Source organism: Glycomyces niveus (assembly GCF_017592475.1).
GTDB classification, from domain to species: domain Bacteria; phylum Actinomycetota; class Actinomycetes; order Mycobacteriales; family Micromonosporaceae; genus Glycomyces; species Glycomyces niveus.
In genome coordinates this window covers 74,802-86,878 of record NZ_JAGFNP010000015.1, presented here as the reverse complement: position 1 = coordinate 86,878, position 12,077 = coordinate 74,802, and the positions used below count along the sequence as shown (strand labels likewise).

The following is a 12,077-nucleotide window of genomic DNA, read 5'->3' as shown; positions in this document are numbered from 1 at the left end:
GCTCACAGTGCTCCGGACTTGGCGTAGTCGGCTCGGATGGCGGCGGCGGCGTCGGCAGCCCGGGCGGCGGAGGGCCGTACGCGTTTCAGGGCGGGCGCGGGAGCCGGAGCGGGCGACGCTTCGACGGCGCGCCGCGTATCGGGCTCGGCCGGAACGGCGACGGATTCCAGTCGGTCTCCCGCGATGGCGAGGAACCGCTTCTTGGACTCCCAGGCGTCAGGGCGGCGTTCGGGGACGCTGTCGAGCAGATCGGACAGGACGCTCCTGAGTCTGGGGGGCAGTTCCGACTGGTCGGCGTTCCCTCGGACCGGGCGTGATCCGGTCGCTGCGAAGGCCACGACCAGTCCAAGCGAGTAGAGGTCGGCGGCGGCGGTCACCTGCGAGGTCCGGGCCTGTTCGGGCGCCATCCAGTTGCGGGTGCCCACGGTGTTGGTGATCGCGGTGATCTCGCCCATGCGCTCCTCGAGAACCGACAGGCCGAAGTCGATGATCTTCGGCCCCTCCTCGTCGATCATGATGTTCGCCGGCTTGAAATCACGGTGGACCACGTCGAAGCGGTGGATGTATGACAGGCCTTCGGCCAACTGAGCCCCCAGGTAGGCGGCCTGTTCCGGAGCGAGCGGACCACCGTCTTCAATCAGCTCGTCGAGCGTCGGGCCGGCCACGTACTCGGTGGCGATCCACGGCGGGTCGGCTTCGGGGGTGGCGTCGGCGTCGACGTACTGGGCCAGGTGGAGGCCTGCGACCATGCGCAGTGTCTCCGCCTCGCGGGCGAACCGGCGACGGGCGTCGGGGTCGCCGAGGAGGCGGCCGAGGGTCTTGATGGCGACACGTTGGCCGGTGTCGGACTGGGCGAGGTACACCGCGCCTTGGCCGCCTTCGCCGAGGGGCTCGCAGAGCCGGTACTCCCCCAGTCGCTCGGGGAGATCGGCCGGATTCGACGTCATTGGTTCCCACTCCTTCCCCGAACGGCGATGCGGTCGTCTCGTAGTCGATAGGCGACCGCTTTCGGCCGCTGAGTTTACCCTGGTACACGATTTGCCGCGTCCCTGCACATGAGGACGCGGCGCGCTTCATGGCGGGCGCGGCCGGTCTTCGACCACGCCCCAGAGACCTCTTCGGTTGCAGACCGGGCGATGATTCCGGCAACGCGACAACGTCTCCTGCCAGAGTGTCATTTCTCTTGCCGGACAAGTCGAGCCATACAGACGCGGATCAATCACGGTCGACTTGCCCCAACTACCGGCAGCGCCTCGTGGTTGACAGACGACCCGAAGGGAGTATGGTTATTTTAACCTAAACTAAGGAGATCGAATGCTCCAACCTCACGAGTTGAGCCCGGCGACACTCGCCCGGCTCAGCGCCACGTTCCCCTTCAAGTTCACGAACGCCGATGAGGCGGTCAACGGCATCCTCGATGAGCTGCAAAAACTTCAGTCGATCGCTCCAGGTTCTCCTGCCCCGCGGCCCTCGACCGGGGCAAAAGCCGCGTCATCGACCTTCGGCGCGCTCTACGAGTTCATCGCCAACGGGGACTTCACGGCGGGCGATGAGCTCCGCTGGGAGCGTCCGAGCCTGCGGGAGACCCATATCGCCCACGTCGATGCCAATGGCTGCATCGTCACCGAAGACGGTGAAGCGCACGCATACCCGACCAATGCTCTCGCAAGAATCGCACCGGGCCAACAGCCGCACCCCTGGGAGGCCTTCGTCCACTCGGCCAGCGGCAAGACGATCGGCGACTGGCGCGAGGTGTACCGACGTCGCAACCACGCCGAACTCGCCCCCAGCGGGGAGGACGGCCGGACCCTGAGCTGGACCGAGATGATCGCCACCGTCCTTGAGCGCATGCCCGACGGCACTTGGACCACATACGGCGATCTCGCACGGCTCACCGGCCACCACCAACGCGAGATCGGAGGCCATATCGCGCGCGCCCATGACCTGAAGAACGCCTGGCGGGTCCTGCTCGCCGAAGGAAAGGTCTCGCCCAACTTCGACTGGCCGGGAGAGGATCTCGGCGACCCCCACGCCCTCCTGCGCAAGGAGGGCGTCCGATTCTCCCCGAGCCTGGTCGCCGACCGGACGCAGCGACTGCATGTGGAAGACCTGCGCAAGCTGCTGACACAGTGAGCTCTTTCCATCTTGGTTACCGATCGACGGTGGTCGATGGTGATGGTATGTCTACTGTCGATCATTGATCATGAGGGCGAGGACGGCGTGCGCGGCGGGGCCGATGAGGGTCGGGCAGCAGCGGGAGCGGCGGAAGATCTCCCAGGTCTTGAGCTGCGCGAAGCCGCGTTCGACCAGGGCGCAGGTGGAGTTGACGACTCTGTTGTGCGCGCGCTGGTCTTCGGTCAGCTTGTCCCACTTGCCCTTGAACGGCACCAGCACGCCGGGCCCGGCGCCGGTGTAGCCCTTGTCGGCGAAGATCTCCAGGTCGGCTCTGCGCGCCCAGTAGAAGACCTGGTCTCCTCGGGCGGCGGTGAGGTCGTAGGTGGAGCCGGGGTAGCCGGTCCCGATCCACAGCAGGTTCCCGTCGCCGTCGGTGAGGGCGGCCAGAGTGATGGCGTGGTGGAAGGCTCATTACCAGGACATCCAGGCGTGATGCCATAGGACACCGCCCTGACCTGCGGGTAAAGGGTCCTATAGGCCTCGATGATCCCTGCAAGAACGTAAAGGTCAGGCCCGGGTTGTGAAACCCGGGCCTGACTTTTTCTGCCCTGAAACGGATTCGGAGCGGACGGTAACGGATCAGGTCGAGATCGCGGTCGGCCGAGACCGGTCAACGTCTTCCGCGACCTCGCGCAGTTGTCCACCTTAGTTCCGCTACTCCGTCGGTCATGTTCTCGGCTCGAACAATTTCCGTGGAAGCTGCAACCGTCCTCATCGCCGGCCGCGTCTTCTGGTCGGTGCGCGCCTTCATGTCCTTCCAATCTAGAGGAGACTCTCCGTGCGGAGACGAAAGAGCATGGCGGCGGCGGCCGTCAGCGGGTTCGCGGTGGCCGGGCTGGCCGTTATTCCGTTTGCGAACGCGAATGCGAACGAGTCGAGGTCGCCAGCGACGGCCGAGGCGGTGTCGGTCTCGTCGGCCGCCGTGGGCACCGTCGTACTTCCGACTGGCGACCGGGTGACCATGGCGTCGAACGGCGTCACCGGCATTGAGCCGGCCGCGGGCCGGGAAGACGTCCATTTCCTGGCGCTCACCAGGCCTTCCGGGGACCGGATCGTGGTCCCCTCCGACAAGGTCGAGGCGATCCGCTCCGGCGAGGAGGACGCGCGGCGCTACAACGTCACGCAGCTGCTGGAAGGCGGCCACACCGACGCTGCCGCCGTCCCTGCGGCCGAACTCGACGGCCGCGATTACGACAGCCTCGTGCCGGCCGGGGGCGAGGTGTCCGCCGCGGCCGACACCCAGAAACTCACCATTGCCATCGCCGACACCTCGGGGGCCGTCCCCGACGGGAACCTCATCGGCGCGTACAACGCCGCCACCGGCGAAGAGGGCTACTTCTCGTTCGACGAGCAGGGCGTCGCGACCGCGGAGCTGCCCCAGGGCGAGTATCTCGTGTTCGGCGAGATCTGGAACGAGGCCGCCGACGGCTCCTCGACCGAACTCGTCATGGGCATCACCGCAGTGACCCTGGCGAACAAGCCCGTCAAGACCGAGTTCAACGGCGCCGACGCCTCACCGGTGACCGTCGAGGTCGACCAGCCGGACGCCGTCGTCGACAGCGCCATCCTCGGAGTCGGATTCCAGGGCGCATCGGAGGTCGAAGGGACCGGCTCCGGGATCACGGGCTTCCCCGGACCGGACACCGACGTCTATGTGCTGCCCGAACCCGAGATGCCCGAAGGGCCCCTGCTCGACTTCATCTACCAGCCGATGCTGTCGAGCCCCGCGGGCGCTGCGGAGCCGTACCTGTACAACCTCGCGTTCGGCGAGATCGGCGGCTACCCCGAGGATCTGTCGTTCTACGTCTCGGATGACGAACTCGCGGTCGAGAAGACCACTTACAACAGCTTCGGCACCGACCTGTCGGGCACGACCTGCGACTCGGGCAACCCGACCGGCTCGGTGAACGGGGGCTGGTGCCTGGAGATCCCCACCGACGCGCCTTCGACCCGCACCGACTACCGCAGCGCCGGACCCGAAGTCGAGTGGAGCGGATACAACGAGTTCGGCGTCTTCAACGACGAGGGCACGATGCTCGACGGCTTCGCGGACACCTACACCGGTGCCGTGCTCGAAACGGGCGACACCGCTGTCACCAAGGGCCACGGCCTGTTCGGCGCCGGAGCCCCCGAGATGATCCTCGCCGGCGGCGACACCGCCTCCGCGACGACGTACCTCTACCCGGCCGTCGGCTACAACGACGAGAACGTCAAGCTCGTCGGCTACAGCGGCACCGCCGAGCTCAGCCTCAACGGCGAAGTGCTGGGCGGCTTCGACGGCACCGCCTCGGCACTGGTCGTCGACGCCGCGCTCACAGAGGCCGGCCGTTACACGCTGACCACCGAGACGACCCGCGGCACCGACACGGTGCCGTTCGGCACGAGCAACACCTCGGCATGGTCGTTCGACCTCGACCCCAACGCTCTGGCCGACGGCGAGGAGTCGCGGCCGTCGCTGCCGGTCGTGGCGATGCGCTCCGACGGCGTCGAAAGCGGCTACGCCGCCGCCGCTGAACCGCTCGACATCAGCCTCGACCTGGCCGTCGCACGGCACGCGGCACCGGTCATCGCCGAGTCGATGACCTTCCAGGTCTCCTACGACGACGGCGCCTCTTGGACCGAGGTCCCGCTCGACTTCGACGGCTGCACCGCGACCGCGACCCTTGAACACCCTGAAGGCGCCGAGTTCGCCTCGACCCGCTTCACCGCGACCGACGACGCCGGAACCGAGGTCGAGCAGACCACGATCCGGTCCTTCGGCTTGAAGTAGCAGCAGCAAAGGGCCCGACGGGGCAACCCGCCGGGCCCTTCCGGTGTATCGACCTGGCGGCCTATCGAAAGCGCATTGTCGTCGAGCGGTGCTCCAACCGGGCTCAAACAGTGGCGCGACGTGGCAGCTACCCGCTATGCGAAACGGGCCGCCTACCGAGCCGGTCTCGTCATCGCCGAGACCATGATCTGGCTTAACGATTCACAGGACACGCCCTTGTCGGGCAGGCGGGAAGGCAAGGCGATTCATCCGGACTCGCGGACCAGCTCAAGCTCGGCCGGACCTTATGGGCGCCACAGGGTCATCGTCTTCGAGTCAGGCATCGCGCAGGTTCCGTTCAGCGTGGTCTCTGACAGGCCAGGACTCGTCACGCTCCTGGATCGTGAGTACCCGGGTCTGGGGGCGCGTCGCCTTCTCCCCCAGGCGCGGCCGCGGCAGTTGACGGTTCCTCCCTCTGCCGCGGCCGCGTCGACCTGCCGAGGGGACGGCTACCGGGCCGTCGCCTTCGAGAAGCCTCGCGCCGAGGGCATGGCGGCTCCTTGGTCTTGAGCAGGGGAAACAAAGAATGTGAAGGATAACATCGCGCCATCGACATAGTCAACAATTTGAGTTTGACTCTGCGGTATCCGCGCAGCGAAGTCGTCGATGTCGAACGATCGACTCGCCAGGGTTCACAAGGCGCGCAGCCGCTTGTTCGCCAGGTCGCGGTCGAAGGACGACGGGTCGAAGTCGGCGGATCCGATGAACTCCAGCCATTCGAGCAGGTCGGACCGCCGGTCGCTCGGCGTCCCCGCGAGGGCGGCCTTGAGGTCGGCGTATCCGGTGGGCCGCCGCAGTCCTCAGGCGGGCAGGCCCCGGTGCCGTCGACGCAATACGGGTAGGCGCGGTGCTCCTCGGCGGTCGCGGTGTCCTCCAGCTTGACGCGGTGGTCCCAGCCGTCGCCGAAGTCGTACAGGCAGGTGATCTCGTTGCCGTCCGCGAGGACCTGGCCGATCGTCGTCTCGGTCTCGCTGGTGAAGCCGAGTTCGGCGTCGGCGGCGTCGGCGATCTCGTGAATCCTGCGCTCGGAACGCGAATCCTGATATGGCCGCTATAGGCTCGGACTGCGAGTTCACGATACGCGGCCGAGGGGCTGACATGGGGTACGGGATCACGATCCGTTTGGAAACGCCGTTCGACGAGACCGTCGAACAGGTGCGCGCGGCGCTCGCCGATCAGGGGTTCGGCATCCTCACCGAGATCGACGTGCAGGCGACCCTGCGGGAGAAGCTCGGCGAGCAGATGGAGCCGTACCTCATCCTCGGCGCCTGCAACCCGCCGCTCGCGCATCGCGCCCTGGGGGCCGACCGGCAGATCGGACTGCTGCTGCCATGCAATGTGGTCGTGCGGACCGCCGAGGGACGGACTCTCGTCGAAGCGCTCGACCCACTGGTCATGGTGGACGTCTCCGGGCAACCGGGTCTCGAACAGGTCGCGACCGAGGCCAGGGAACGCCTTCAAGCCGCGCTCGACGCATTGCAGTCCTGAACGCGGCAGCCTTGGCGCTGTTCAAGCCGGTCCGGGACGAGGCCGTCCGGGGAGCGGAAGGCAGGATCGAGTCGGCGGTGCGAGCGCTCAGCGCTTCTTCCATCACCGATGGATCTGGCTCATGACCTGGCCCCATTCGGAGCCCTGGAGGCGTGTCACGGCTTCGGTGAGGTCGGTCGCGGGCGGGCCTGCGGGCCACCATTTGTTGCTCTGGCGCAGGAACGGGTACCAGCGTTCATCCCGGCCGTAGCGCAGTTGGAGATGGTGGGAGTCGATCGTCCAGCGGTTCATGCGTTTGGTGACTCTGGCAGGGGCGCCGTCGGCGGTGGTGAATTCCGCGAGCGCTGTGGTGACCTCGTGGTGCAGGTCCGGATCGGGTTGCCACTGGTCGGTGAGGATGGCGATGCTCTCGGGTCCGAAGAAGGTCCATGCCAGGCTCTCGCCTGTCAGCGCTGCGGCGGTGCGGCCGATGGCGGTTGCGAGGGATTCGAGTCTGGCGGGGCCGGTCACGTGAAGGGCGATTCGGACGGCGTCGAGCTGCGGGTCTTCGGGCCACTCCCGGACCTGGTGGCCCGGTACGTCGGCGTTGACGAGGGCGGTCATGGCTGTACCGGCGGCGATGGCCGCGAGTGCTTCCAGGGCTTCGAGGTCGACACCGCTGCGGGGGTTGGGGGGACAGTAGCAGGGTTCGCCGGTCGCGTCGGGGATCGCGACCGGATCGGGCCGTGGTGCGGTGGGGCGGGCGAACGCTTCGGCCGGGGTGAGTGCGTCGGCTGCCAGTTCGGATCCCCAGCGGGTGCGTCCGGCGTTGCCGGCCGGCTCCGGTTCGGGCTCGGGTGCGGGATCGGCGCTGTAGCCGTCGTTGGCGCGGAGGGTGCGCAGGGCGGAGGGGTCCTCGTCGATGGTCCGGCCGAGGCGGAAGACTACGGCGACAACGTGTTTGCAGGGCCAGACGGGGTCAGGACAGTCGCAGTCGGCGGTGATCCGGCCGGGGCCGGGCAGGGTGATGCGGACGCGGTAGCTGCTGCTGCCGCGCACGGTCGCTGTGGCGGTGCCGGGTCCGATCTCGGGTTCGGCGACCCGGCCTCGGGCGTATGAGAGGCCGCGTTGGAGTCTCCCGGAGTCGGCTGCTTTGAGGATCGGTTCGGCGATGTTGAGCCAGTTCTGGCCCCAGGGGGTGTTCACGTAGCGGCTCATCGCGCCTCCTCCAGCCGGACGAGGTCGTGCAACTGCTCGTCGGTGAGTTCGGTGAGCGCGGCCTCTCCCGAGCCGACGACGGATTCGGCAAGGGCGCGTTTGGTTTCGAGCAAGGCGGCGATCTTCGCTTCGAGGGTGCCTTCGCAGACGAGGCGGTGGACCTGCACGGCCTGGGTCTGGCCGATCCGGTAGGCGCGGTCGGTGGCCTGGTCCTCGGCGGCAGGGTTCCACCACCGGTCGAAGTGGACCACATGGGAGGCGCGGGTGAGGTTGAGGCCGACCCCGGCGGCCTTGAGGGAGAGGATGAGCACCGGTATCTCGCCCGCTTGGAAGCGTTCGACCATCGCCTCGCGTCGTTTCACCGGGGTGCTGCCGTACAGGAACTCGGCTTCGACGCCTTTGCGGCGCAGGTGCTCCAGCAGGAGGTGCCCCATCTGGGCGTACTGGGTGAACACGAGTGAGGACGCGCCTTCGGCGGCGGTGATGTCGAGCAGTTCGTCGAGCAGTTCAAGCTTGGCGGACTTGCCCGCGGCGGGATCGGCCTCCTTCTTGAACTGGGCCGGGTGGTTGCAGATCTGCTTGAGCTCGGTGAGGAGCTTGAGCACGAGGCCGCGCCGTTCGATCCCGGCGGCCTCCGCGATGGTCTTCATGGTGTCCTTGACGACGCGCCGGTACAGGGCGGTCTGCTCCCGCGTGAGGGCGACAGGGTGGTCGGTGATGGTCTTTGCGGGTAGTTCGGGCGCGATGCCGGGGTCGGTCTTCAAGCGGCGCAGCATGAACGGGCGCAGCATGGCGGCGAGGCGGGCGGCGGTCTCGGGGTCGCCGCGTTCGGCGGCGCGGCCGTAGGCGTCGCGGAAGGCGGTCAAGGTGCCGAGGAGTCCCGGCGTGGTCCAGTCGAGGATGGCCCACAGATCGGTGAGGTTGTTCTCGACCGGGGTGCCTGTGAGCGCCACGCGAGCACCGGACGGGATGGCGCGCAGGGCTTTCGCGGTCTCGGCGGCCGGGTTCTTGGCGTGCTGGGCCTCGTCGGCGCAGACGAGGGACCATTCGACGCCCGCGAGGGCCTTGGCGTCGCGGCGCATGGTCGCGTACGTGGTGATCACGAACTCGTCCTTGCCGACGTTGTCGAGATCGCGGCCCGGCCCGTGGAAGCGGCGGACGCTCGACGCGGGCGCGAACTTCGCGATCTCGGCCGCCCAGTTGGCGAGCAGCGAGGCAGGGCACACGACCAAGGTCGGGCCGGAGGTCGCGCCCTCGGACTGGCGGTGCAGGTGCAGCCCGATGAGGGTGATGGTCTTGCCCAGGCCCATGTCGTCGGCCAGGCATGAGCCGAGGCCCGTTGCGGCGCGGCTGTTGAGCCAGTTGAGGCCGCGCAGCTGGTAGTCGCGCAGCACGCCCTGGAGCGCGGCGGGCTGACCGATCGGGCGGTTCGCCGGGTGATCGGGGTCGGTGAGGCGATCGCGAAGGTCGGCGAGCGGCCCGGCGACGTCGACCGGGACGGCGGTGCCGCCCACGGTCGTGGTCCCGGTCAGGGCTGCGCGGAGCCCTTCGAGCGGGGCGGGGCGGGCCAGGTGGCGGCGCAGCCGGGCGGCGAGGGACTCGTCGACGAGCACCCACCGGTCGTCGAGGCGGACGACGGGGCCGGAGGCCGCGGCGATCCGGTCGAGTTCTGCCTCGGTGAGGTCGCGGTCGGCGCAAGCGGCCCGCCACTTGAAGTCGAGCAGGCCTTCGAGAGCGAAGAGTGATGCGGTGTCGGCGGCGGCCGATTCGAGTCGCAGCGATGCCGACAGGCTCCGGTCGATCCGGTCCGACCAGCGGATTTCAACACCGAGGTCGCGCAGGTCGTCCTCGGCGCCGTCGAGCAGGTCGGCCAGGTCGTGCGATTCGAGTGGGACGCTGAGGGAAAGCGATCGACCCAGGTCGCGGAGCGGTTTCCAGTCGGTGCGGTGGGCGAGTTGCTGGAAGGCCCGCCGCAGCTCCGTGTCGGCGATCCGGGATTCCTCGGGTGCGACCAGGCGCGCCGGATCGGCTCGGTCGAAGAAGCCGGCCGAGGCGGTGGCGCGGCCGTGCGGTTCGAGTGAGATCGCCAGGGCCGGGCCCCAGCCGTCGTCCCTGCCTCGGGCGAGTTCGGCCGCTGGACGGGCGAATTCGGGCAGGGCGACCGGATCCTCGACGGCGAAGGCGTCGTGCCCGGTGATGAGCCTCGCGGCCGGCGAGCGCGGCCAGGCGTCGGCGACGGCGTCGAGGAACGCGCGCAGCAGCCGGTACGGGTCGGGAACGCCGGTGCCCGCTTCCGTGTCGACCGGGATCGCGAAGGCGCTCGTCGGCATCGCGGCGGCCAGGACCCGGAGGTAGTGGACGTCGGGCCCTCCGAGCGGGCCGACCCACCAGGCGTCGCCGCCTGCGGCGTCCAGGCCGGGGAGGAGGAGCCCGGAGGCGATCAGTTCGAGGGCTTTACGCGCGGCTAGTCCCCAGGCGGAGGCGGAGGCGGTGCCGCTTTCGAGATGCGTCAGGACTTCCGCCCCGTGCCCGGGCCGCAGCAGCCGGGCTGTGTGCACGCGCGAGTTCCCGGAGGCGTCGGCCACGAGGGTCACCTCACCGGGATCACCGAGGTCGTCGGGGAGCGGGCCGCCGTCCGGTCGGTAGAAGGCGACCAGCCCGGCTCGCGGCGGGTCGCTCGGGCAGAAGACGACGTCGCAGTCGGAGAGAGCGGCTTGGACAGCCAAGACTGAACCTCACGGGAGTGGATCGTACAGTGCGGTGACGGATGCCGCTTCCTGTGCGGGTGGCGCGGCAGGCAGCGGATTCTCGGTCGCGCCGGTGGCCTACTGGATGAACTCCAACGAGTATGACGATCGAACGGGGCCGTGGTTATGGGCGGGTTTCCCCGGGTCGGCCGGTTCGCAGATCGCGGAGGAGGGACCTCGCGGTCAGGGCCTATTTCGTCGTCCGGCGTGTGGTCCTCGGCTTGGGCGCTTGTCGTCGGGGGTTGGCGTGGCGGGTCGCTCGTAGGATGCGGTGGTGGTCGGACGAGGTGAGGGGCCTTGGGTGAATGAGGACGGGGGCGAGCCGCGCGGGTGGCATTGGCACGAGTATCCCGTCGGGGCAGCTGGTGAGGTGGCGGGTGCGTGCGCTCGTTCGTTGTTGGCGGTCCTGGTCGGGCTGGGCGTGGCGTTCGCATTGATCCTGAGTGGGGGCATCCTCGCTGAGGAGAATCTGCTCGGCGACCCTGGGCTCGAGACCGTCGTCGACCATCTCTTGCGCTTCAGCGTCGGTTTCCTCATGGTGTTCGCACTCGGCGTGGCGTTCATCTGGGCGGTGGTGAGCTTTCTGCGGGAGGTGGCCACCTCGAAGGCGCTGGTCAAGGCCGCCACCCGTGGTGCGTCCCGCCATGCCGTGCCCTCGCCTGACCAGGTCGCCGCGGTCGTCAATCCGCCGGCGTCGCGGCTCGAGATCCTCGGATGGGGGAACGCCGTCCTGGCCGGCGTGCTCGGGTTGGTCGGACTGTTCGTGGTGCTGGTGGACAGCAGTCCCGAAGGATGGGCGATCACCTTGTCCTCCATCGGATGCGCGCTGGTGATGAGCCTGCTCGGACACGCCTGCCGGCAGTGGCTCCCGCGGGCCCACGCCAAGCGCCGGGCGCGGATCGCCGCGCATTGGAGTGCCCAGGACGAAGCGCGGGCCTGGAAGCGGGCGAAGCGTCGCGAGAGTTCGGAACCTGTGGTCTCAGGGTCCCCGAAGGCCGCCGCCTTCATCTACGTCGCGGGGCTGGTCGGCGTCCTCGGTTTCGTCGCGCTGCTGGCGTCGATGGTGATGCGGTGCGCGAGCTTGCCCGGGCGCGGGACAAGCGAGTGCAATGAGGTCTACTACTCGTCGTTCATCGAGCGCGTGCTCTCCTGGGGGTTCTGGATCTTCGCGGTCGCGGTCCCCTTGACGGCGCTGCTCGCGCTGGTCGGGGTGCTCATCGACTGGACGCAGCGGCGCGCCGAACGCGCCGACCTTTTCGTGTCGCTGGCCGACTCGAGATCCCGCCGCCCTGGCAGGAACGTCCTGGCCTTCCACTCGGAGCAACGCATGCATCCACTGGCGCGCGTCGGCGCGATGATGTCAGGCGTCGGCCTGGTCTACAGCGCCTCCGCCTACATGCTCGGCCAGGGCATGGGCCTCGGCTCACATGAGGTCTTCGCCGAATATCGCACCGAATCGATCGTCGCGATGCTCGTCTCGGTCGGGCTGTTCGTCGCCGCCGCCGTCGGCACCGGCATCGCCACCGCTCGCGGCCGCGAACTCCGCAACGCCCTCATGCGGCGCTGGCCCACGATGCCCGAGCAGGACCGCGACAGCCAACGCCGCAACCGCGGACTTGCCCGCTGAGGACCGCCGCCGCCGCCACCGGTGCGGTTCGCAT

General features: G+C 68.6%; 9 protein-coding genes. 4 read left to right on the top strand and 5 right to left on the bottom strand.

Going from position 1 to position 12,077, the window contains the following annotated elements:
* Positions 1-2: 2 nt before the first annotated feature.
* The gene (locus tag J5V16_RS21780; protein ID WP_208499091.1) at positions 3-947 is read right to left on the bottom strand and encodes a serine/threonine-protein kinase; all 945 of its coding nucleotides are present in this window, start codon (positions 945-947) and stop codon (positions 3-5) included.
* A gap of 367 nt (positions 948-1,314) precedes the next feature.
* Here J5V16_RS21780 and J5V16_RS21775 point away from each other — a divergent pair, with 367 nt between their 5' ends.
* On the top strand, positions 1,315-2,133 hold the full coding sequence (locus J5V16_RS21775; RefSeq protein ID WP_208499090.1) for an MGMT family protein: 819 nt from the start codon (positions 1,315-1,317) through the stop codon (positions 2,131-2,133).
* A gap of 51 nt (positions 2,134-2,184) precedes the next feature.
* Here J5V16_RS21775 and J5V16_RS21770 read toward each other — a convergent pair whose 3' ends face one another.
* A complete protein-coding gene (locus J5V16_RS21770) occupies positions 2,185-2,568 on the bottom strand; it encodes a transposase family protein (RefSeq protein WP_208499151.1) in 384 nt (127 codons plus the stop codon).
* A 385-nt stretch (positions 2,569-2,953) separates the two neighbouring features.
* Here J5V16_RS21770 and J5V16_RS21765 point away from each other — a divergent pair, with 385 nt between their 5' ends.
* Positions 2,954-4,945: a hypothetical protein gene (locus J5V16_RS21765; RefSeq protein WP_208499089.1), complete on the top strand. Its 1,992-nt coding sequence runs from the start codon at positions 2,954-2,956 to the stop codon at positions 4,943-4,945.
* Between the two features lie 367 nt (positions 4,946-5,312).
* Here the strand turns inward: J5V16_RS21765 and J5V16_RS25835 are convergent, their stop codons facing one another.
* The gene (locus J5V16_RS25835) at positions 5,313-5,993 is read right to left on the bottom strand and encodes a plasmid pRiA4b ORF-3 family protein (RefSeq protein ID WP_408612511.1); all 681 of its coding nucleotides are present in this window, start codon (positions 5,991-5,993) and stop codon (positions 5,313-5,315) included.
* Between the two features lie 89 nt (positions 5,994-6,082).
* On the opposite strand from J5V16_RS25835, the gene J5V16_RS21755 reads away from it, so the two are divergent.
* A complete protein-coding gene (locus J5V16_RS21755; RefSeq protein ID WP_208499088.1) occupies positions 6,083-6,472 on the top strand; it encodes a DUF302 domain-containing protein in 390 nt (129 codons plus the stop codon).
* 102 nt (positions 6,473-6,574) lie between these two features.
* On the opposite strand, the gene J5V16_RS21750 is transcribed toward J5V16_RS21755, so the two are convergent.
* Entirely contained in the window at positions 6,575-7,669 is a 1,095-nt protein-coding gene (locus tag J5V16_RS21750) for an SWIM zinc finger family protein (protein ID WP_208499087.1), read from the bottom strand.
* On the bottom strand, positions 7,666-10,395 hold the full coding sequence (locus tag J5V16_RS21745; RefSeq protein WP_208499086.1) for a DEAD/DEAH box helicase: 2,730 nt from the start codon (positions 10,393-10,395) through the stop codon (positions 7,666-7,668). Before J5V16_RS21745 ends, J5V16_RS21750 begins: the two co-directional genes overlap by 4 nt.
* A gap of 292 nt (positions 10,396-10,687) precedes the next feature.
* Between J5V16_RS21745 and J5V16_RS21740 the strand changes: the two genes are divergently transcribed.
* Positions 10,688-12,043, top strand: coding sequence for a hypothetical protein (locus J5V16_RS21740; protein ID WP_208499085.1), 1,356 nt, complete (start codon positions 10,688-10,690; stop codon positions 12,041-12,043).
* Positions 12,044-12,077 lie beyond the last annotated feature (34 nt).